Annotated in this window: 19 protein-coding genes; 10 read left to right on the top strand and 9 right to left on the bottom strand. The window is 56.1% G+C overall.

Translation table 11 applies throughout. The annotated features are described in order from the left end of the window. The first annotated feature begins 259 nt into the window (after positions 1-259). From hemA to ispG, 3 genes are all read left to right on the top strand, one after another. The gene (gene hemA / locus E1297_RS46825; RefSeq protein WP_155150981.1) at positions 260-1,483 is read left to right on the top strand and encodes a 5-aminolevulinate synthase; all 1,224 of its coding nucleotides are present in this window, start codon (positions 260-262) and stop codon (positions 1,481-1,483) included. Positions 1,484-1,611: 128 nt separating this feature from the next. Further along, positions 1,612-2,826 (top strand): helix-turn-helix domain-containing protein, encoded by a 1,215-nt coding sequence (locus tag E1297_RS46820; protein WP_155150977.1) that lies wholly within the window; start codon positions 1,612-1,614, stop codon positions 2,824-2,826. Positions 2,827-2,896: 70 nt separating this feature from the next. After that, complete coding sequence (ispG, locus tag E1297_RS46815) at positions 2,897-4,018, top strand: flavodoxin-dependent (E)-4-hydroxy-3-methylbut-2-enyl-diphosphate synthase (RefSeq protein ID WP_155150974.1); 1,122 nt, start codon at positions 2,897-2,899, stop codon at positions 4,016-4,018. A gap of 43 nt (positions 4,019-4,061) precedes the next feature. On the opposite strand, the gene E1297_RS46810 is transcribed toward ispG, so the two are convergent. From E1297_RS46810 to E1297_RS46800, 3 genes are all read right to left on the bottom strand, one after another. Further along, positions 4,062-5,135, bottom strand: coding sequence for an agmatine/peptidylarginine deiminase (locus tag E1297_RS46810; protein WP_155150971.1), 1,074 nt, complete (start codon positions 5,133-5,135; stop codon positions 4,062-4,064). A 124-nt stretch (positions 5,136-5,259) separates the two neighbouring features. Continuing rightward, complete coding sequence (locus E1297_RS46805) at positions 5,260-6,018, bottom strand: DsbA family protein (protein ID WP_155150968.1); 759 nt, start codon at positions 6,016-6,018, stop codon at positions 5,260-5,262. Then, positions 6,015-7,397: a M48 family metalloprotease gene (locus E1297_RS46800; protein ID WP_155150965.1), complete on the bottom strand. Its 1,383-nt coding sequence runs from the start codon at positions 7,395-7,397 to the stop codon at positions 6,015-6,017. Before E1297_RS46800 ends, E1297_RS46805 begins: the two co-directional genes overlap by 4 nt. On the opposite strand from E1297_RS46800, the gene E1297_RS46795 reads away from it, so the two are divergent. The 3 genes from E1297_RS46795 (at position 7,396) to E1297_RS46785 (ending at position 12,438) form a co-directional block, all read left to right on the top strand. Continuing rightward, positions 7,396-8,562 (top strand): pyridoxal phosphate-dependent aminotransferase, encoded by a 1,167-nt coding sequence (locus E1297_RS46795; RefSeq protein ID WP_155150964.1) that lies wholly within the window; start codon positions 7,396-7,398, stop codon positions 8,560-8,562. The two genes, E1297_RS46800 and E1297_RS46795, sit on opposite strands and share 2 nt — an antisense overlap. A 73-nt stretch (positions 8,563-8,635) precedes the next feature. Further along, entirely contained in the window at positions 8,636-9,856 is a 1,221-nt protein-coding gene (locus tag E1297_RS46790; RefSeq protein WP_155150961.1) for an N-acetylmuramoyl-L-alanine amidase, read from the top strand. 95 nt (positions 9,857-9,951) lie between these two features. Then, positions 9,952-12,438, top strand: coding sequence for a PBP1A family penicillin-binding protein (locus E1297_RS46785; protein ID WP_170330885.1), 2,487 nt, complete (start codon positions 9,952-9,954; stop codon positions 12,436-12,438). Here the strand turns inward: E1297_RS46785 and E1297_RS46780 are convergent. Then, positions 12,435-13,262: an aminoglycoside phosphotransferase family protein gene (locus tag E1297_RS46780; RefSeq protein ID WP_196223582.1), complete on the bottom strand. Its 828-nt coding sequence runs from the start codon at positions 13,260-13,262 to the stop codon at positions 12,435-12,437. The two genes, E1297_RS46785 and E1297_RS46780, sit on opposite strands and share 4 nt — an antisense overlap. A 77-nt stretch (positions 13,263-13,339) precedes the next feature. On the opposite strand from E1297_RS46780, the gene prfB reads away from it, so the two are divergent. From prfB to E1297_RS46760, 4 genes are all read left to right on the top strand, one after another. Then, on the top strand, positions 13,340-14,467 hold the full coding sequence (gene prfB / locus E1297_RS46775; protein ID WP_155150955.1) for a peptide chain release factor 2: 1,128 nt from the start codon (positions 13,340-13,342) through the stop codon (positions 14,465-14,467). Between the two features lie 25 nt (positions 14,468-14,492). Beyond that, on the top strand, positions 14,493-15,176 hold the full coding sequence (locus E1297_RS46770) for a M50 family metallopeptidase (protein WP_155150952.1): 684 nt from the start codon (positions 14,493-14,495) through the stop codon (positions 15,174-15,176). Positions 15,177-15,275: 99 nt separating this feature from the next. Next, entirely contained in the window at positions 15,276-16,673 is a 1,398-nt protein-coding gene (locus E1297_RS46765) for an amidase (protein ID WP_155150949.1), read from the top strand. 31 nt (positions 16,674-16,704) lie between these two features. After that, positions 16,705-17,508, top strand: a complete 804-nt coding sequence (locus E1297_RS46760) for a DUF2189 domain-containing protein (RefSeq protein WP_155150945.1) — start codon at positions 16,705-16,707, stop codon at positions 17,506-17,508. A 91-nt stretch (positions 17,509-17,599) separates the two neighbouring features. On the opposite strand, the gene E1297_RS46755 is transcribed toward E1297_RS46760, so the two are convergent. The 5 genes from E1297_RS46755 to E1297_RS50640 form a co-directional block, all read right to left on the bottom strand. After that, positions 17,600-17,821 carry a hypothetical protein gene (locus tag E1297_RS46755; protein ID WP_155150943.1) on the bottom strand — a complete coding sequence of 74 codons (222 nt, stop codon included), beginning with the start codon at positions 17,819-17,821 and terminating at the stop codon, positions 17,600-17,602. Further along, a complete protein-coding gene (locus E1297_RS46750) occupies positions 17,818-18,975 on the bottom strand; it encodes an aromatic ring-hydroxylating dioxygenase subunit alpha (RefSeq protein WP_155150940.1) in 1,158 nt (385 codons plus the stop codon). Before E1297_RS46750 ends, E1297_RS46755 begins: the two co-directional genes overlap by 4 nt. A 143-nt stretch (positions 18,976-19,118) precedes the next feature. Next, entirely contained in the window at positions 19,119-19,847 is a 729-nt protein-coding gene (locus E1297_RS46745) for a helix-turn-helix domain-containing protein (protein ID WP_155150938.1), read from the bottom strand. A 308-nt stretch (positions 19,848-20,155) separates the two neighbouring features. Next, complete coding sequence (gene ilvN / locus E1297_RS46740) at positions 20,156-20,716, bottom strand: acetolactate synthase small subunit (RefSeq protein WP_155150935.1); 561 nt, start codon at positions 20,714-20,716, stop codon at positions 20,156-20,158. A 66-nt stretch (positions 20,717-20,782) separates the two neighbouring features. Continuing rightward, a partial coding sequence (locus tag E1297_RS50640) for a thiamine pyrophosphate-dependent enzyme (RefSeq protein WP_244328141.1) occupies positions 20,783-21,263 on the bottom strand: 481 nt, incomplete at its 5' end.

The raw sequence follows: 21,263 nt of genomic DNA, 5'->3' as shown, positions 1-21,263 counted from the left end.
AATTGGAGTATACTATCGGAAATAAGGAAAGAGCCGTAGAACTACCTGCGTCGTTTCCTCGCGTCTTATAGCCGTAACTTTACTTGTCCGAGGGCGTGTTAAGGGATAATTGATGCAAATCAAAGTTAGGTCCCACTGATCAGCAGTAGGTAGTTGATACAGAGGAACGCAAAGTCGTACTAATGGTCTAGGCCAGGAGATACGGCGAACAAAGTGGTCCGGTTGTGGTCAATACAATCGGACATCGAAGGAGGGTCCGTTGGACTACACTGCTCAGCTCGATTCAGCGATTGCCAGGCTGCATGAAGAAGGACGATACCGGACCTTCATCGATATCGAACGTCGCAACGGCCATTTCCCTCACGCCGTTCGGACCCGTCCAGACGGTTCGCAGCAGAATATCACCGTATGGTGCGGCAACGACTATTTGGGCATGGGGCAGCATCCCGTCGTCCTGAACGCAATGCACGAGGCCGTTGATGCCGCGGGTGCAGGGTCGGGCGGCACACGCAACATCTCTGGCACAACTGTCTATCACAAGCGGTTGGAAGCCGAGCTCGCAGATCTGCATGGTAAAGAGGCTGCGCTTCTTTTCACCAGTGCCTATATCGCAAACGACGCGACGCTGAGCACGCTACCTAAGCTGTTCCCGGGCCTGATCATCTATTCCGACGCGCTGAACCACGCCTCGATGATCGAAGGTGTGCGTCGCAATGGTGGCGACAAGCGGATCTTCCGCCACAATGATGTCGCGCATCTGCGTGAACTACTTGAGGCCGACGATCCTGCAGTGCCCAAGCTGATCGCGTTTGAATCGGTCTATTCGATGGATGGTGACTTTGGTCCGATCGAAGAAATTTGCGATCTGGCAGACGAATTCGGCGCGCTGACCTATATCGACGAAGTGCACGCGGTCGGCATGTACGGCCCGCGCGGCGGTGGTGTAACCGAGCGTGACCGGCTGGCGCATCGTATCGACATCATCAACGGAACGCTGGCTAAAGCATACGGCGTGATGGGTGGCTATATCGCCGCCAGCGAAAAGATGTGCGACGCTGTACGCTCTTACGCGCCGGGCTTCATCTTCACCACGTCTCTTCCGCCCTCGGTTGCTGCGGGTGCTGCTGCCTCTGTTGCCTATCTCAAAGGTGCATCGGAACTGCGGGAACAGCATCAGACGCAGGCCAAGGTGCTCAAGCTGCGTCTGAAAGGGATGGGCTTGCCGTTGATCGACCACGGCAGTCACATCGTTCCGGTGATTGTCGGCAACCCGGTACACACCAAAATCCTCAGTGACAGGCTGCTGGATGATCATGGAATTTACGTTCAGCCGATCAATTTCCCGACCGTTCCTCGAGGGACTGAACGCCTGCGCTTTACGCCGTCACCTGTACACGGGCCCGGCGAGATGAACCGTTTGATCCAGGCGATGGACGAACTTTGGTCACATTGTGCGCTAAATCGCGCCGAACTTGCCGGTTAACCTCACGCCAAAGTGTGCAACACGTTTGCCGCGTGTTAAGCTTACGCTAACAAACAAACAGACGAATCGTTATGGGGACGATTCGCTGTTCGCGCTAAGCACGCGGCAGGCAAAATGGGGCAGCAGGGATGATTGGGCGCAGGACACAGCGCGATTCCGAGGAAGACGTAGACGTCAGACCAAAGGGTTTCGACGACTTCGAAGTACGGCTTGGTGACATGATGCGCGGCGAGCGGGCAACCATGGGCAAGTCGCTACTGGATGTTCAGCGCGAACTGCGGATCAAAGCCAACTACATCGCTGCCATCGAAAATGCTGATCCTGATGCATTTGACACACCCGGCTTCATTGCCGGGTATGTTCGTTCTTACGCCCGCTATCTGGGGATGAACCCGGATGATACCTTTGCTGCCTTCTGTCAGGAAAGTGGATTTGAGGTCGCGCATGGCATGTCGGCAGAGGCATCGGTTGTAAAAAAGGCAACTGGGGATTTGCCAAACCGCGGTCCTATGGGGCGCGATCCGTTCATCTCTCCCAACACGCCATACCTGCCCGGCAATGAATCGGTTTTCAGCCATATTGAGCCTCGCGCAATCGGGTCGTCTCTCGTCCTTCTGGCGCTGATCGGTGGGATTGGATACGGCGGTTGGTCCGTGCTGAACAAGATTCAGCAGGTACAGGTGGCACCGGTTGAACAGGCCCCGGTCGTGCTGTCGGATCTTGATCCGTTGCACGAAGCGCAAAGCCGTTCGCAGGAGCCAGAGATAGCCGGGTTGGAAAGCCCAAGTGCAGAGGCGCTTGACCGCCTCTATCGACCGCAGGCGTTGGACGTACCCGTTCTTGTTGCCCGTGATGCGCCGATATCGACGCTTGATCCGCGTACGGTAGGCACCTTCAGACCGCCAGAGGTTCCTGAAACGCAGATTGCCGATGTTCACACCGTAGAACGCCCTGCGTTGCCGCAGGTTGTAGAGAAACTTGATACTGCACTGCGGATTGTTGCTGTTGACCCAGCTTGGATGCGTGTTCGAGCGGCCGATGGTAGTGTGATTTTTGAGGGAACTCTTGGAACCGTTGAGCATGGCAACACCTTTGAGGTGCCTTTGACAGAAGAGCCACCTCAATTGCGCGCTGGTGCTGCTGGTTCGGTTTATTTCCAAGTAAATGGCAAACACTATGGGCCTGTCGGCGCGCCCGGAACAGTAGCTAAGGGCGTTGTGTTGTCCAAAGACTCGGTGTCCGAGCATTTCACCGTGGCGGATTTGGAAGCAGACCATAACAGTGCGCTCAAGCAATTGGTCGCCGAATTGCAAACTCAGGCGACAGAAGCGCCCGCCGAGTGATCTAACCATTGCGGTACCCCGGTCGCCGAACTATCTAAGGCGCAACCTAGGCAGACGCGGACCGGTTTTCATGTCTCTCAATCACGTACGTCCCTGGCGCGATATCTATCGCCGCAAATCCCGCCAGATCATGGTTGGGAACGTTCCGGTTGGGGGTGATGCGCCCATTGCAGTCCAGACCATGACCAACACGCTGACGACTGACGTGGCAGGAACCATTGCACAGGTCCAGGCAGCAGCTGAGGCAGGCGCGGATATCGTGCGGATTTCGGTGCCGGATGAGGCGTCGTCAAAAGCGCTAAAAGAGATCGTGCGCGAAAGCCCCGTTCCGATCGTCGCTGATATCCATTTCCACTATCGTCGTGGTATCGAGGCTGCTGAAGCAGGCGCTGCATGCCTTCGCATCAACCCGGGTAATATCGGTGACGAAAAGCGTGTGAAAGAAGTCATCAAGGCTTCACAAGACCACAACTGCTCGATCCGCATCGGCGTGAACGCGGGCAGTCTGGAAAAGCATCTGCTGGAGAAATATGGCGAACCGTGCCCTGAGGCGATGGTCGAAAGCGGGCTGGAACATATCCGCATCCTTCAGGACAACGATTTTCATGAGTTCAAGATCAGTGTGAAAGCCAGCGACGTATTCCTGTCAGCGGCAGCTTATCAGGGTATTGCCGAGGCGACAGATGCACCGATCCATCTGGGGATTACCGAGGCTGGTGGACTGGTCAGTGGTACGATCAAATCTGCCATCGGGCTAGGCAACCTGCTTTGGATGGGCATCGGGGACACGATCCGTGTCAGCCTGTCGGCCGATCCTGTCGAAGAGGTCAAGGTGGGTTTCGAGATTCTCAAATCTCTGGGTCTGCGTCACCGCGGCGTCAACATCATCTCTTGCCCGTCCTGCGCGCGTCAGGGCTTTAACGTCATCAAAACCGTTGAAGAGCTGGAAAAGCGCCTTGAGCACATCAAGACACCCATGAGCCTGTCGATCATCGGTTGTGTTGTGAATGGTCCGGGTGAGGCGCTGATGACCGATGTTGGCTTCACCGGCGGTGGGGCAGGGTCTGGTATGGTCTATCTGGCCGGTAAGGCCAGCCACAAGATGTCGAACGATCAGATGATCGACCACATCGTTGAAGAGGTCGAAAAAAAAGCGGCAGAACTCGATGCTGCCAAAGAGGCAGCTGAGTAAAGCACAGCTTATTCAGGGCGTCGCACGCGACCCGCGATGCAGATCAAGTGACTGCTGGCATCTGTTGCGTTGCGCAGTGAATGCCGCCTCCCATCTCACCCAACGTGTCGACGTTAAGTGTGATGATTTCGCGGCCAGGGTAGTGCCGGGAAATCGCGTCCTGCGCGATCTGGTCGGTTTCACGATCACCGAATTCGGCAACAATTACGGCGCCGTTGCAAACGTAGTAGTTTGCATAGGATGCGACGAATTCCTCATCGTCGATGCGGCGCTCAACCGGCTCGGGGATGACATCTACTTGTAGCCCGGCAGCGACAAGCACATCATGAGTGTCCAGGGCCGCCATATGGAACGGGTCAGCTGGATCCGGATCGTCCGGCAGGTTGATCAGGACACGCCCGGGGCCGGTAAACCTCGCCAGGCTGTCGATGTGGTAATCAGTAATATCCTCGTCCCAAACGCCTGCGGACCAGATCATGCGGTCGGCCCCGTATGCCTTCAGCAGTAGCGCTTCAATTTCATTGCGCGACATCCCCGGGTTTCGGTTGTCGTGTACCCATGAACTCTCATGTGCCATGAGCAAGCCGTGGCCGTCTTGTTCAACGCCACCCCCTTCACCGATCAGACCGGATTTGAGGAAGGGCAGGCCCAGATGTTCGGAAACACGTCTGGCGATTTGCGAGTCATTCGTGTTGATCTGCCTCTCGCCCCAGCCGTTGAACTGGATATTTGTGATGGCGAGATCGCCGTTTTCATTAACTACGAAAATCGGTCCAGAATCGCGGCACCAGAGGTCGTCGGTAGGAATGTCCCAAAGCTCGACGCTGGCAGAGAGCTTTTTGCGTGCCGATGAATGATCTTCCTTTGCAGCAAGCAGAGTGACGGGTTCAAAATCGGATATCGCATTTGCGATATCAGCGATCGTCTGCTGCGCCATTTTCCGGAAAACCCTGTCAGAGTGCACCCTGCGGTTCGCCGGCCATTGCATGAATGTACGCTGATGCGGGCCTTCCTCGGGTGGAACGAAATAGCCGGTGGCAGGGTTTGCGCTAAGGATACCTGGGCGTGTCATGAGGCCGAATGCTCCGCTGGCCAGCAACATTTCTCTTCTGTTCATCGCTATCTGCCTCTCAAGATCAACAGATTTGTTTGTGCAATCCAGCGGGCTGGCTGCGTATACGTCATCCAGGCCTGGTAAGTTCTCGCGATGGATAAGGGGCGGGGTGTCCGCCCCCTCTCAATCAGCTTTGATCAGCGCGAACGCCGTCGGCGATTTGCTGCATCTGATCTGCAGTCAGATAACCGCGCAACATTTCGGTTCCCAGAACAAAAGAGGGCGTGCCTGAGATTTTCATCTTTTGCGCCAGTGCGCGGGTTTGAGCTATTTCGTTGTTTACTTCGTCACTGTCCATGGCGGCAATGATCGCATCGCTGTCCAGCCCCAGACCGTCCGAAATACGACGCAGAGTCACCTCGGAAACATCGCCACCGAATTCCATCAACGCATCGTGCACCTGTTTGTACGCATCATCGCCAGCTACGTTCTTGGTGGCCACGGCAAATTGCGATGATAGCAGGGACGCTTCGCCAAGGATCGGGAATTCCTTTATCACCAGACGGATGTTGCCGTCCTCTGACAAAAGGCTTGCGACTTCTGGTACCGCTCGGCGACAATAGCCGCAGCGATAATCCATGAACTCGACAAGAGTGATATCACCATCAGGATTGCCGCCTACCCAGCTATATCCATCATTGAACAGTTCATCCGCATTCGCCGCGACCAGTTCCTTGTCGGCGACGGCTTCGGCGGCAGCCTGCTGTTGTTCGAGGATGGTGATCGCTTCGACAATAACGCTGGGGTTTTCCAGCAGATACTCGCGGACCTGTTCGCCAAAAGCAGCTTTCTCCGCATCGCTCATCGAGTTGAGATCCAGCGCCGCCGCAGGGCTGGAGATCAGGGAAAGCCCCAGAAGGGCCGGCGCAGCATGTCTGAGGATCATTTCCGTTTCCTTTTCTCTTTCTTTGCTCGTTCCGAGGCAATCAACACATCTTGCGCCCTTTGCCAACCCGGAGAGCCCACGGGCAATTGCCCGACAGCACGTTTTGCATGGATGCCTGCATCGGCCAACCGGCCTTGCAAAGCATATCGTTCTGCGGTGACGGTCGATGCCATCCCATTGTTGCCCACCTTGGAATAGGCAGAACCCAGATCTTGCATTAGCCGCGCGTTTCGATAGTCTCTTGCGCGAGCCTTTTCAAGGGCTTGCAGGGCGTTCTTCGTCTGGCCATCGCTCAGCAGCGCGCGACCATAGCCAGCCAGAATGAGCGGGTCATTGGGCGCAAGCTCTACTGCTTTGCCATAGGCGTCAACAGCTTCTTTAACCCGACGGTTTTCCAGCAAGATCTGGCCTTTGAGCTCGTAATAGAACGGATCGTCAGGACGAACCTCGAGAGCGCCATCAATTGCGGCACGTGCACTCGCCAGATTCCGGTTCTGGTGATGTGCTGCTGCTTCGCGCATCAGGCGGATATCTTGCGCCGTTTCTTCTTTGGAGCGACGCAGTGTCCATCCGGGGCTGCGCAGAAAAGCTGATAGTTTGCCTTTCACACGGGCAAACCAGTAGTCGGCATTCGGGTTGGACTTGGCCCTATCAGAAAACTCTTCCAAAAAGGCTTCGGCGGCACGCAAACGCTCACGACTGGTCGGGTGCGATCGCATGTAAGGGTCCTGATTAATCGTACTCAACAACTCCTGACCCGCGAATTTCCGATGCAGCTCGACCATGCCGATCGGTGAAATCTCTGCCCATCGCAGATAGCTGGCAGCGCTTCGGTCAGCCGAAGATTCTTCGGCCCGTGTATGGCCCAAAAAGCTGCGTAGCGCAGAGGACGAGGTTCCGGCTGCGATGCCCGCTGCAGCTTCGCCTCCACCAGCAGCCGCAGCGACCAGTGCGAGTGCCAGACCCAGCTGGGCATTTCGCTGAGCTGCCCTCAGGTTCTCGGCGCGCCGGGCCAGATGACCGTTGGCGATATGGGCGGCTTCATGGGCAATAACGGCCTGCAGCATCTCGGGGCTATCAACCGCCAGAATGAGGCCGTAGTTCACGTAGATCGTGTTGTAGTCGATGACGAAGGCGTTGAAAGTGCTGTCGTTTACGACAAGGACCTGTACCCGGTTGGTGTTCAGCCCAGCCGCGCGAAGGATTGGAAAGGCGAGTTCTCGTAAACCATGTTCGATATCCGGATCGCGTATCAGGCTTTGCGCATAGCTTTGAACCGCCGTTGCCATCCACATGCCAACAGCCAGTATCAGAGCCGGGATTGACGCCAGCCTGGATACGCGTTCAAAAGCCATGGCTGCAACATGGGAGATGGGCATGAGAAACTCAACCCGGTCCGGGGTCGATCCCTTCATCGTGATGGACGTGATGGAGGCTGCACGAAAAGCAGAAGAGGACGGGCGCCACATCATTCATATGGAGGTTGGTCAGCCAGGAACAGGCGCACCCAAAGGGGCGGTGCAGGCGCTGGCCAAGGAAATGGAGCAAGGACCGCTGGGCTATACAGTAGCGTTGGGTCTGCCTGCATTGAGACAGCGGATCGCCCGGATGTATGGCGATTGGTACAATGTCGATCTGAACCCTGAGCGTGTTGTTATCACACCGGGGTCTTCTGGCGGCTTTCTGCTGGCATTTACAGCGTTGTTCGATAGCGGTGATCGCGTGGGCATCGGCGCGCCGGGTTATCCGTCTTATCGCCAGATACTCAAAGCGCTGGGGCTGGTGCCTGTCGATCTGCCCACCGCACCAGAACATCGGCTGCAGCCAGTGCCGGCAGATTTTGCGGGTCTAGATCTGCAAGGGCTCATGGTTGCTTCGCCAGCCAATCCGACGGGCACCATGCTGGACCATGCCGCCATGGGTGCGCTGATCGAAGCGGCGCAAGGGCAGGGAGCATCGTTTATCAGCGACGAAATTTATCACGGTCTGGAATACGAGGCCAAAGCCGTCACCGCGTTGGAGCTGACGGATGAGTGCTATGTGATCAACTCGTTCTCAAAGTACTTCTCGATGACCGGATGGCGTGTCGGTTGGATGGTCGTTCCCGAAGATCAGGTGCGTGTGGTCGAACGTATTGCCCAGAACATGTTTATCTGTGCCCCACACGCAAGTCAGGTCGCGGCACTGGCGGCGATGGATTGCGATGAAGAACTGCAGGGCAATCTGGATGTCTATCGCCGGAATCGTGAATTGATGTTCAAGGGTTTGCCCCAAGCAGGATTTACCAACATCGCGCCGCCGGATGGGGCATTCTATGTTTACGCGGATGTCTCGGATCTGACCAATGACAGCCGCGCCTTTGCTGCCGAGATTTTGGAGAAGGCAGGTGTTGCGGTGACACCGGGTCTGGATTTCGATCCCGAACGTGGTCATGAAACGCTGCGCTTCTCCTACGCGCGTTCAACGGTCGATATCGAGGAGGGTCTGGAACGTCTGCGCGTTTTCATGGCCGGACGCGGTAATGTTGCACTCAGTAGTGCTTGACGCCAAAAGCGTTCACAAAACCATGTCGGTGCTATAGGCTTTGCGCCGAACGATCTCGGGAAAACTTGAGGCCATGAGCAGGATTTTCTATGTTCTCGCGCTGTTATGGGCGCTGACCGGCAATGCGCTTGCGCAGGATTTCAGTGCGCTTGCCCGAGTTGTTCCCGATCAAAGCCAGATTACGGACAATGGCGCTTCGGGTGTTCGTCTGCGTATTGGTCTGACCCAGGGGGTGCCATATCGCGTTTTCACACTGCAGGATCCGTACCGGATGGTGCTGGATTTTCAGGAGGTTGATTGGACCGGCCTTGACCGCGAGGCGTTTCTAAAAAGCAACCGGATCACCGGTGTACAGTTTGGAGCTTACGTCCCCGGCTGGTCCCGCCTTGTGATGGAACTTGGCGCGCCGCTGGCTGTGGATACGGCTGATATGCGCGTTGACGCGGCAACGGGGGCAGCGCTGCTGACGCTCAATCTGCGTGGAACTGACTTTGATACATTCGCGGAAGGTGCTGGTGCCCCACGCAACCCCGGCTGGGATTTGCCCGAGCCCGCGATCACGGAAGAGGCTGAACCTCCCAAGGGTGATCAGCCTCTGCGCGTCATGCTGGACCCTGGACATGGAGGGCTTGATCCGGGTGCCGAAGTGTCCGGAACCGATGAAAAAACGCTGATGCTGACCTTTGCGCGTGAACTGCGCGAGTTGTTGCTGCGGGCTGGCGGGTACGAGGTGGTCATGACCCGTGTTGATGATCAGTTTGTCTCGTTGGAACGGCGCATTGCGCTGGCGCATCGGGCGGGGGCGCACGTGTTTATCTCGCTGCATGCAGATTCGCTGTCCGAAGGGCAGGCTCATGGCGCGGCGGTCTATACACTGTCCGAAGATGCCTCCGACGTTGCCAGCCTGAAACTGGCGGAACGCCATGATCGGGGCGACTTGATATCGGGCATCGACCTCAGCGGGTCCGATGATCAGGTCGCGGACGTGTTGCTGGACATGGCTCGGCAGGAAACGAAACCGCGCACAGACGCGCTGGCACGGGCGATTGCCAACGGGATGGCACAGCAGGGCGGCCCGATGAATCGTCGCCCGATCCGCACCGCTTCGTTCTCTGTCCTAAAGGCAGCTGATATCCCTTCGGTTCTGGTAGAGCTTGGGTTTCTGTCCAGCCCCAGAGATTTGAAAAATATCAGGAATCCTGAATGGCGCGCATCGATGGCGCAAGGCATTTACAAAGGGCTTGAGAAGTGGCGACAAGAAGACGTGATCAAACGGTCACTGATTGGACAGTGACCTGACGACGCAAACTGGCTAGAATGCGCCAAGGTGTTTTGACCCTTGGGCTGAGCGTCACTATATAGACGGCACCGCGAATAAAAGGCAGCAACGTGATCCGGTTCATTCTTTCGATTTTCGGGGCGATTTTCAGCCTCGTGACTTTGGGTATTTTTATGGCCGCGCTGGTTGTTGGTGCGGTCTTCTGGATGTATGGGCGCGATCTGCCCAGCCATGAATCCCTTGCACAGTACAAGCCACCGACCATCAGCCGAATCTATTCGGGCAAGGGCCAACTGATCGACGAATTCGCGCAGGAGCGCCGACTGTTCACTCCGTCCGAAGAAATTCCCGACTTGGTGAAGCAGGCGTTCATCTCGGCTGAAGACAAGAACTTTTACACCCACCAGGGCTATGATCCACGCGGTATCGTTGCTGCCGGGGTTGAGGCAGTGAAGTCCAAGGGTGAAAACGTTCGCGGTGCTTCGACCATCACGCAGCAGGTGATGAAGAACTTTCTACTGTCGGGTGACCGTCGTGCAGAACGTAAGATCAAGGAAATTATCCTCGCCACCCGGCTTGAGGATACGCTCGACAAGGAACAGATTCTCGAACTCTATATGAACGAGATTTTTCTTGGTCAGAACTCCTATGGTGTGACCGCTGCTGCACAGACCTATTTCAACAAGACACTGCAGGAACTGGCGCCGCATGAGGCTGCAATGCTCGCCGCCATGCCCAAAGCGCCATCGGATTATCACCCTGTCCGCCAGAAAGAGCGTCTGCTGGCTCGCCGCAACTACGTTCTGCGTGAGATGCAGCAAAACGGCTATATCGATCAGGCAACGTATGAGACCGAAGTCGAGATGCCGTTGCGTTCTGTTCAGAACGGGGATTTCGAAAGCTTCCGTACTGCTTTGCCACCTCGCGACTACTTCACCGATGAAATTCGTCGCCAGCTGAGCGAGGACTTTGGTGAGGGAGAGTTCTTTACCGGCGGCTTTACGGTTCGCGCTTCGGTGGACGAAGAGATGCAGGTCGAAGCGGCCCGCGCGCTGCGTGAAGCCCTGCAGAAATATGACCGTTCCCGCGGCAAATGGCGCGGCACGGGTGAGGTGATCGCAGAAGAAAAGCTGGGTGATGAGGCGCAGTGGCGCGAAGCCCTGGCGATTCTTGAGATTCCGCGCGATGTTGTGCTGCCGACGCAGTGGTATCCCGCTGTTGTTATGGATGTCGCTGACCAGCAACTGACTGTTGGTATCGAAGATGGTCCTGCCAACGGTGTTATCCCGCGTTCAGACATCAAATGGATGCAGGGCGATTTTGCAGCCAACTTCAAACGCGGCGATGTCATTTTGGTCGTTGCTGGCGAGGAAGGTCAGTGGTCTGCACGTCAGGTGCCTGAAGTTCAGGGCGCGTTTATGGCGATGGACGTGAATTCGGGCCGCGTATTGTCGATGCAGGGCGGCTTCTCGTATCAGGACACGGTATTCAACCGCGCGACACAGGCGCAGCGACAGCCGGGTTCAAGCTTTAAACCCTTCGTCTATGCCGCAGCTTTGGACAGTGGCTACAGCCCGGCCACCATCGTTGTGGACGCCCCGATTGAAGTGAACACCCCTCAGGGGCTGTGGCGTCCCAAGAACTCGACAAACAAGTTCTACGGTCCGACACCACTGCGTACAGGGATCGAGATGTCCCGGAACCTGATGACCATTCGTCTTGCGCAAGAAGTCACGATGCCGGTTGTCGCCGGGTATGCCGAGCGGTTTGGTGTCTATGACCGGATGGGCGCATTTCTGGCCAACTCATTGGGGGCCGAGGAAACCACGCTTTACAAGATGGTTGCGGCTTATGCCATGTTTGCCAATGGCGGTGAACGCGTAGAACCCACGCTGGTTGACCGTATTCAGGACCGGTTCGGCAAAACCATCTATCGCCACGACGACCGTCAGTGTCTGGATTGCAACTCTAGCTGGTTGGAACCGGATGAGTCACCAACCATCGTCACCGACCGTGAACAGGTCATGGATGCGGTTACGGCCTATCAGCTGACGTCGATGATGAAAGGTGTGGTGGATCGTGGAACGGCATCCCGCGTTGTGAACCTGCCGGTGCCGACAGCAGGCAAAACCGGCACGACCAACGAATCCAAAGATGCATGGTTCATCGGATTTACGTCGAACATCGTTGCAGGCTGCTATATTGGCTATGACCGACCGCGTCCGATGGGGCGGGGGGCTTATGGTGGTACTCTCTGCGGTCCGGTTTTCCAGAGCTTTATGGAAAAAGCAGTCGAGAAATACGGTGGTGGTCCGTTCGAAGTGCCTCCGGGTGGGCATTTCATCAAGATCGACCGGTTCAGCGGCGCACGCCTGCCGGATAACGCCTCAGGCGATTACGTCGTTGCCGAGTATTTCCGTGACGGCGTCGATGGCTTTATCGATCGTATCTATGACGGTGGTTTTGCCATGGGATCCGACTTGCCTCTGTTCGAAGAAGCCAGCTCGGGTCGTCAGGTAACCACGTCGACGGGTAACACCATCACAGTAGGACCAAACGCAAGCCAGGGTGATCTGCAGGGGGGCGGGCTTTACTAAGCCGCCGCTTGCAAGAACAGGCGTAGCAGGTCTGCCTCTTTGTCTTCCGAAACCTGTTGGTGCGAACGCCAGTAGATTGACAATGCACATTTTGCGGCTGCCCATTTGGCAAGGCGTTCGGGCGTAACCGCCATCGCCTCTGAATATAGCTGTAGGCATTTCGCGATCTGTATGGGATCTCGCACAAGGTCCGGCATCCCTTTGGGATGTCGCAACGCGTTTGCAAGCTCAAACGCCGGATCGCCGAGATAACCCTTGGCATCGATCACCTTCGGGCCAGCCTTGGTCAGTATGACATTGTCGGTGTGCAGATCGCCATGCAGCGGAACCAGTGTCTGCTGACTATCCAGCAGTTCTCTGGCCAATGCTGCAGACTGCTGCATGGCAATCTTTAGTTTAGGGTCACAAGTGTCTGTAAATTCACAGCGAAACAGAGGGGTGAAAACATCGTTTAGTGTTCTGAGACCGGAAATCTCCACCCGGGGCGAGCGATGCAGATGTGATGCAGCTTCAGCCAATAAATTCACAGCAGTTTCCGGGGCACCGTCGCGCGCCACATCCCCCAGTGACGGACCATCCAACCACTCCATCAGAACTGCGTTGTTCGCCTCTTCGAGTATTTGAACCGCACCGCGATCCTGCCAAGCAGACAAAAGCCGCGATCCCGGGCCTTCGTTGCCGCGATCTGACCGGCGATACACCTTAAGCGCCGCAACCGCGTCAGCCGTTTCGACCTTCCAGATTCGCGCATGGCCGGTATCTGCCGCCATTGACAGGATGGTCAGGCCCCATCGGTCCAACAACTCGTCCGGTGTATCCTTCATTCGCATCTCACTTGTCTTGTGGTGGCACGCACCTCTTGCTATCACGCAGGCCTGATTGAGCAAGTTGGGACCAGACCATGCGCGCCGAAACCCAGAACATCGTGGCGGAAATCCAAAAGTCGCTGGAGCTGCTGGAGCAGCGTATGGACTATGAGACCGCACCGCACCGGTTGGAAGAATTCAACGCGCGTGTCGAGGACCCCAACCTTTGGGACAACCCCGAGAACGCGCAAAAACTGATGCGCGAGCGTCAGATGCTGGTCGATGCGATCGAGACATACGAGACGATCAAAACCGATTTGAACGACAATATCGAACTTATTGAACTCGGTGAGATGGAAGAGGACGAGGAGGTCGTCCAGGACGCCGAGGAAGCGATCAAGAAACTTGGGGCAAAAGCTGCCAAGAAAGAGCTCGAAGCACTGCTGGACGGTGAGGCCGACGGAAATGATACCTTCCTCGAGATCAACTCGGGCGCGGGCGGAACCGAAAGCTGCGACTGGGCCTCGATGCTGGCGCGCATGTACGTGCGGTGGGCTGAGAAAAAGGGATACACGGTCGAGCTGCAGTCAGAGACTGCGGGTGAAGAGGCCGGTATCAAGTCTGCAGCGTACAAGATCTCAGGTCACAACGCATATGGCTGGCTGAAATCGGAAAGCGGCGTGCATCGCCTCGTGCGTATTTCTCCCTTTGACTCGGCGGCGAAACGGCATACATCTTTCAGCTCGGTCTGGGTCTATCCCGTGGTCGACGACAATATCGAAATCGAAGTGAACCCGGCGGATATCCGGGTTGATACGTATCGTTCGTCAGGCGCTGGTGGTCAGCACGTCAACACAACCGACTCGGCCGTGCGGATCACACACATTCCAACGGGTATCGTGGTTACAAGTTCGGAAAAATCGCAGCACCAGAACCGCGATATTGCGATGAAAGCCCTGAAATCCCGCCTTTATCAGCAAGAACTTGATCGCCGGAACGCCGAAATCAATGCGGCGCACGAGGCCAAAGGTGACGCAGGATGGGGCAACCAGATCCGGTCTTACGTATTGCAGCCCTATCAAATGGTTAAAGACCTGCGGACAAATTTCGAAACCTCCGACACCAAGGGTGTTCTGGACGGCGACCTTGACGGGTTCATGGCAGCTACGCTGGCTCTGAACGTTGCGGGCAAAAGCCGGTCCGAGGCGCAGGGCGAAGATTGACGAGAGGCGTCGGGACAGCATGTTCATGACGCTTCTGAAAGGGCACTGGCAGCTGATCCTGATCACCGTGCTGGTGTTCGTGTTTTGGAACACGTTTGTTATTCTGCCGCTCAAAATTCTGGTGGTGTTTCTGCATGAGCTGTCCCATGGCATTGCAGGCATCCTGACGGGCGGTTCCATTGAGCGTATTTCATTGTCGATCCATCAGGGTGGCTATGCCCTGATCCAAGGTGGTAATCCGTTCCTCATCCTGACCGCAGGTTATCTTGGGTCTTTGCTGCTGGGGATGTTGTTGTTGACAGTTGCATTGCGTTCTCATGCAGACCGGTTCGTGCTGGGCTTATTTGGTGGTGTGATGCTGTTGGTGACGCTGCTTTACATCCGCGATCCGTTTCCAATGGCCTTCTGTGCAGGTGTCGGGCTGGCGATGCTGGCAATGGCCCGGTTTCTTGAACGTAAGGCCTGTGACATGGTTCTGCGGATCATCGGGCTCACCAGCATGATTTACGTGCCTTACGACATTTTCGATGACACGATCCGTCGTCCGGGGGTTCGATCTGATGCCTATATGCTGGCAGAACAGTTTGGCGGAACCACAATGATGTGGGGCGGGCTGTGGCTGATGATCAGTGTTGTCGCGATCTATTTTTGTCTGAAGAACCTGCTTGGCCGCGAAAGCAATCTGAGGTTCGATCTCAAGATTCGATAGCGATCTCTGTCGAACAGGAAAAGATACATCTAAACAGTGGCTTTAAATGATCCAAGCGCGTCGCTAGGCTGCCCGTGAGCAGCCAAAGGACACCTACCCATGGATCTGACCAAGGCATCTGCCAAGGACCTTCTGAGCGATCTGTCTGATCGTCGCCTGTCAGCTACAGAATTGATGCGCAGCACTCTGGACCGGATCGCGCAGGTCAACGGTCAGGTCAACGCCATCGTCGCATTGCGGGATGATGATGATTTGATGTCCGAGGCGCAGGCAGTGGATGATGGGCCAAACCGCGGTGCCCTGCACGGCTTACCCATTGCAATCAAGGATCTGGTGAATGTGGCGGGTATTCCTTCGACGCAGGGATCACCGATCTACAAGGACCACGTTCCCAAATCCGATGATCTGATCGCCAAGCGGTTGCGCGATGCAGGGGCAATCCTGATTGGCAAGACCAACACGCCAGAGTTTGGCTTGGGCTCACACACCTTCAACCCGGTCTACGGTGCGACCAGCAATCCTTATAACCCTTCGCGCACCTGCGGAGGTTCATCCGGGGGTGCTGCTGTGGCACTGGCCACAGGCATGGTCGCGCTGGCGGATGGGTCTGACATGATGGGTAGCCTCCGCAACCCGGCAGCCTGGAATAACGTTTACGGGTTCCGCCCAACATGGGGCCGCGTCCCGTCCGAGCCGGTAGGGGACGGGTATCTACATCAGTTGTCCACCCTTGGCCCGATGGCGCGTAGCCCCGAAGACATAGGCATTCTGCTTGATGTCATTTCCGGTTCCGACATGCGACATCCGCTAGCTGGGCAAAGCGATCCCGTTTCACCCGTTCAGGTCGCTGATCTCAGAGGGATGCGAATTGGTTGGCTTGGTGACTGGGGTGGGGCGTTTCCCATGGAGCAGGGTATTCTCGATCTCGGTACGGACGCTCTTAACGTCTTCGAAGAAACCGGAGCTGCGGTTGAGGTCGTGCCCCCTCCATTTGACGCGGATAAGATATGGGAGAGCTGGATTACGCTAAGATCGTGGAGCGTTGCCACCGGTTTGGAACCATTAATCGCTCAAAAGGCCGCTCTGAAGGATACGGCGCAATGGGAACTCGATCGGGGACTATCGTTCAGCGCGATGGATATTCACCGTGCAAGTTTGCTCCGAACTGACTGGTTCCGTCGCTCTGTTGACTTGTTTGCAGATTATGATGCGCTGGTTCTGCCTGCTGCGCAGGTTTGGCCGTTTGAGATCGAACAGCCGTACCCGACTGAGATTGGCGGCGTTTCGATGGACACCTACCATCGATGGATGCAGGTGGTAACGCCGGTCAGCCTGTTGGGGCTGCCGTGCCTGTCTATTCCCGCCGGGTTTGGTTCTGCAGGCTTGCCAATGGGCCTGCAGTTATTTGGCCCGAAGAACGCAGATGCAAAGCTGATTTCGATTGGTGCAGCTTACCATCAGGCGACTGAATGGCCGCAGAAGCGACCGGCAATGTGATGCAAGAATAAGAGCAGAGGAGAGACAGATCATGAATAGGCCCTTTGGTGTTCCCAAGATGAAACCTGTCACGACCGAAATGCTACGCGAGTCGCTGAGATGCGCATGGCAGGATTTTCGGCGGGCACCTGTCTTTGGCCTTCTTTTTGCAGGGTTTTATGTCCTGGCGGGCTGGCTGATGACGTGGGTAACTCTCCAGACCGGGACAACGTACTGGCTGGTTCTGGCAGCTATCGGTTTTCCGCTGATCGGTCCTTTCGCAGCTGTCGGGCTTTACGAAGTTTCACACCGCTTGGAACAGGGCGAACCATTGAGCTTCGGAGCGATTTTCGGCGTGGTCATCCAGCAGAGCCGCCGTCAGCTTCCGTCGATCTGCGCGATTATCGTGGTGATGTTCCTGTTCTGGTTCTTTCTCGGTCACATGATCTTTGCGCTTTTCATGGGGCTTGCCACGATGACCAATGTATCATCTTCGCTTGAGGTTTTTCTGACGCCAAATGGCCTGACGATGCTGGCCGTCGGCTCGGCCGTCGGTGCGGTGTTTGCGATACTTCTTTACATGCTAACGGTGCTCTCGATCCCCATGTTGCTGGATCGCGAGCTGGATTTCGTGACTGCCATGATTTCAAGCTATGCCTATGTCAGCACCAACAAGAGGATCATGTTCGGCTGGGGTGTCTTTATTGCGATCCTGACATTTGTGGCCATGGTGCCGTGGTTTTTAGGGCTGTTGATCGTGCTGCCATTGTTAGGTCACGCCAGTTGGCATCTTTATCGTCAGATCACAGAAGGCAGCCGTGATGTGCCTGACGCGGAAGCTGGAGTAACGACCTGAGAACAGGCGCTACCTCGCTGCGCGGTCGCCAGCCGCGCGGCGCTAGGCCCTACCAGAGGCGAGTTTCTTAAATAGTGCGGTTGGGCCGTGCCTAGCCTTGCGGCACGTCTCGACCCATTTTGATCAACCGATCCCGCAGTTGCTCGACGCTTGGCAAACCTGCTTCCAAAGCATGCACATAGGCATGGGTCAGGAAGAAACCGGCAGCATCATCGTCGGTCGCTGCGTCGGCTGCTTCTTCGTAAAGTGCTGAGATCGACTTAGTGTCGCCTGCTGCGTGGGCTTGCAGCAGGCGTGTGTTCAGATTGGTCATTCCGCTGCCAGATCGGTCCGGTGCGCCTCAAGCCGCAACGCGACCCAGTCATGAAACAGATGCGTCGGACCATCCATGGCGGGCGAGAAATGACCGCCATCGAAACCCGGTGCCGCACGGCCGCGCTGCATACCCTCGACTACAAATACATCTTCTTCGAACACGACTTTCCACTGTTCGGTGTTTCGCGCACGAAGGTCTTTGTCAGTATCGGGCGTGGCGTAGAACAGATGTATATGCTCCGAGGTCTTGTCCTGTGCCTCAGGCCTTAGGATAATCGCAAAGGCATGATCTCTGTGAACGCCCAACAGCACGTTGGGAAAGACCGCGATGTATTCCGCTGCCTTGTCCCATTTGTCGCTCAACCCCTCGAAATCGGCAAACACATCTCCATTGTCGCCCTTCAATTGTCGGTAAACGAGCGTGCCCTGGCCCGAATACAGGCCGGTCTCTTCGATATTGTAGTGATCTTCCAGTCGGGAGTAGCTGTTCAGGCCCGGGTGAATCCAAGGCAAGTGATAGCTTTCGCAATAGTTCTCGACCGCCAGCTTCCAGTTGCAATTCACGTCCAGCCGGAACGCGCTGTCTGCACCCCCGTGATACAAGGGTTTCTCGAACTCAGACCAACGTTCGATCAGCTTGGCGTTGGCGTCTTCGAATTCGGGCGCTGTACCAGAGACATTGATCCAGACAATCTCGCGCCAGATGTGACTGCGCACCTCGATAAGGCCCAGTTCAGAGCGTTTTACATTTTCATGCGCATTCTGCCCGGGCCCGCCGACATGCGGCGTTGCGACCAGCCGACCCTCGGTCGAGTAACACCAGCTGTGATAGGGGCAGCGGATGGCCCCTTCGATTTTACGAGGCTCCTCGACCAGTATCATGCCACGGTGCCGGCATATGTTCTGGAAAACGCGGACAACACCAGAACGATCGCGAAGCAGCAGCAATGGAATACCCATAAATTCCAAGGGTACTGCATCTCCCGGTTCGGGGACGTCTGCTGTTACGGCCAGGCCTGACCAGCCCTCCTGTAGCAGGGCCTGACTCTCTTCTGCGTGCAACGCAGGGTCGGTGTAGTGGCCGTTCGGCAATCCAAGAGCGTTTGCTATGGGCTTGCGAACTGCCGACAAATCGGTGGGTGTGCTGGCCATGTGGGTCTCCTCAATACTCTGCCAGCCTATGCACGAAGGGAGCTCGGTCGCTAATATTTCTGCGACCTCAGCTTTTCTCACAACGACACTCATGAGTGTTTATTGAGAAAATCAAACGCTGAGCATTTTAAGACTTTTCTTAATCAACCGGGGTTGGACGCCATTCTGGCGACTGCCAATGCGGCAGGGAAATCTCGACCCAAGTGGCGAAATTCAACATTCCGGGCAGCCGCCAATTCTACGGCTGTTTCAGATAGATCGGCAACAAAACCCAACCATCGATCCTCTGGTTCATCGGATGACTTTGACAGCAGGAACATGCGGCAGTCAGCGGCGCCATAGCGAGAGGCCAGAGCGTAGAGCTTGGGGCCTGCACAGGCGACGAAGCCACGTATTTCACGATCTCCGGGCAGTAGGGCGGGGCCTTTTGCTCGGGATAGATAGCTGCGCAAAAGAGTGCACTGTTGAACGCGGTACGCGTAATACAGGCTGTGGATCGCGGCTTCGGATTCAGACTGGGCGGTTTCAACAGCGTGATAAAACCCGTTCGGAAACTCTGCTTCTGTCAAGGCGGTAGGTCCGGAACCCAGAAACTGTGCCAAAGCTGCTCCGGCGGAGTATCCCCGGGGTGTCGATATTTCGTCCAGAGGTTTGAGCAGGATGCGGGCATCGACGTTAAAGAACCGACAGATCCGGTCCAGTACATCCGGACGCGGAAAGCTCTCACCAGCCAGATATCGATTGAACTGCGTACGGTTTATCCCGAGCTGGCGGCAGAGTTCCGAGACAGAAGGGTATCTGTTTGCAAGCCGCCTCAGATTTGCGCCGAACATTTTGCGCAATTCTTCTGGGCTTCGGGTGTCTTTGATCATGTATGTCTCAGGTTTTTACCGCCATTTAAGGGAAAACAGGACCGATGCGGTCCCGAAGGCCGCATTTCAGTCAAAAATCGTAAAGATGACCCCAGCAAACACGCCAAACGACGCATTGCGCGCCCGAAGCTAACGTGCCGGGCAGTAAAGGCAATAGGCTTTATGTTATTTTGCATGATCTTTTTCATGCGCTCAGCCAATTATGACTGATAGAGACCGGTACAGTTTCGTCTGTCCGGCTGCATGCTATTTATAAGCAGGCCAGCCCCGGTCCAAATTGCAGATTTCAGACCGGGGCAGTTGGTCGTTTAGTCTCCGCGCAAAAGCGCGGCAACGCCAGTTCTGGCAACTTCGGCCAGACCCAGCGGGCGCATCAGATCGGCAAAAGCGTCGATCTTGTCCGGCGCACCGGTGATTTCAAAGATGAAAGAGTTGAGCGTACTGTCCACTACGTTGGCGCGAAAGATATCGGCCAGGCGCAGAGCTTCGACCCTTTTGTCTCCTTCACCCACCACTTTTATGATGGCAAGCTCGCGCTCGACCGAGGGGCCTTCGACAGTCAGGTCATGCACATCATGAACCGGAACGATACGTCCGAGCTGCGCCTTGATCTGCTCGATCACCTGCGGCGTACCCGTGGTGACAATCGTAATACGGCTGAGGTGGCCGGTGTGATCGACCTCGGCCACGGTCAGGCTTTCGATGTTATAGCCACGGCCCGAGAACAGACCAATCACCCGCGCCAGGACACCGGGTTCGTTTTCAACGAGAACGGCGATCGTGTGGCGTTCTTGCACGTCCGAAAAGGTAGGGCGTAGGTTGTAGGCGGAATGGCGAGTAGAGCCTTTTTTGATATGTAGGGCAGACATTTACGTCCCTTTCATCATCTTGCGAAAGCCGGACGCCAAGCGCCCGGTAAATTCCGACGAATGTTGTTAAACCAGAACCGAACCTTTGGAGTCGATCACGCCCTGCGTCTCGGCTTCGCCCAGCAGCATTTCGTTATGCGCCTTGCCCGACGGGATCATGGGGAAGCAGTTTTCGTGCTTTTCAACCAGACAGTCAAAGATCACCGGACCATCATAGTTGATCATCTCCATGATCGCGTCATCCAGATCGGCGGGGTCGCTGACCATGATACCTTTGGCACCGAACGCTTCGGCGAGTTTGACGAAATCAGGCAGGGCCTCGGACCAGGAATGCGAATACCGCTCGCCGTGCAGCAGTTCCTGCCACTGGCGCACCATGCCCAGACGTTCGTTGTTCAGGATGAACTGTTTCACCGGCAGACGGTATTGTACTGCGGTGCCCATCTCCTGCATGTTCATCAGCCAAGATGCTTCACCGGCCACGTTGATGACCAGCGCTTCTGGGTGAGCCATCTGAACGCCGATGGAGGCCGGGAAACCATACCCC

The organism is Roseibium sp. RKSG952, assembly GCF_009711355.1.
Note: the sequence above shows the minus strand (reverse complement) of the source record. Positions and strands in the feature narration are given on the sequence as shown.

Coding starts and splice junctions, on each gene's coding strand:
- E1297_RS46820 (WP_155150977.1), top strand. CDS start 1,612: ATGATTGGGCGCAGGACACAGCGCGATTCCGAGGAAGACGTAGACGTC.
- ispG (WP_155150974.1), top strand. CDS start 2,897: ATGTCTCTCAATCACGTACGTCCCTGGCGCGATATCTATCGCCGCAAA.
- E1297_RS46810 (WP_155150971.1), bottom strand. CDS start 5,135: ATGAACAGAAGAGAAATGTTGCTGGCCAGCGGAGCATTCGGCCTCATG.
- E1297_RS46805 (WP_155150968.1), bottom strand. CDS start 6,018: ATGATCCTCAGACATGCTGCGCCGGCCCTTCTGGGGCTTTCCCTGATC.
- E1297_RS46795 (WP_155150964.1), top strand. CDS start 7,396: ATGAGAAACTCAACCCGGTCCGGGGTCGATCCCTTCATCGTGATGGAC.
- E1297_RS46800 (WP_155150965.1), bottom strand. CDS start 7,397: ATGCCCATCTCCCATGTTGCAGCCATGGCTTTTGAACGCGTATCCAGG.
- E1297_RS46790 (WP_155150961.1), top strand. CDS start 8,636: ATGAGCAGGATTTTCTATGTTCTCGCGCTGTTATGGGCGCTGACCGGC.
- E1297_RS46780 (WP_196223582.1), bottom strand. CDS start 13,262: ATGAAGGATACACCGGACGAGTTGTTGGACCGATGGGGCCTGACCATC.
- prfB (WP_155150955.1), top strand. CDS start 13,340: ATGCGCGCCGAAACCCAGAACATCGTGGCGGAAATCCAAAAGTCGCTG.
- E1297_RS46770 (WP_155150952.1), top strand. CDS start 14,493: ATGACGCTTCTGAAAGGGCACTGGCAGCTGATCCTGATCACCGTGCTG.
- E1297_RS46765 (WP_155150949.1), top strand. CDS start 15,276: ATGGATCTGACCAAGGCATCTGCCAAGGACCTTCTGAGCGATCTGTCT.
- E1297_RS46760 (WP_155150945.1), top strand. CDS start 16,705: ATGAATAGGCCCTTTGGTGTTCCCAAGATGAAACCTGTCACGACCGAA.
- E1297_RS46755 (WP_155150943.1), bottom strand. CDS start 17,821: ATGACCAATCTGAACACACGCCTGCTGCAAGCCCACGCAGCAGGCGAC.
- E1297_RS46750 (WP_155150940.1), bottom strand. CDS start 18,975: ATGGCCAGCACACCCACCGATTTGTCGGCAGTTCGCAAGCCCATAGCA.
- E1297_RS46745 (WP_155150938.1), bottom strand. CDS start 19,847: ATGATCAAAGACACCCGAAGCCCAGAAGAATTGCGCAAAATGTTCGGC.
- ilvN (WP_155150935.1), bottom strand. CDS start 20,716: ATGTCTGCCCTACATATCAAAAAAGGCTCTACTCGCCATTCCGCCTAC.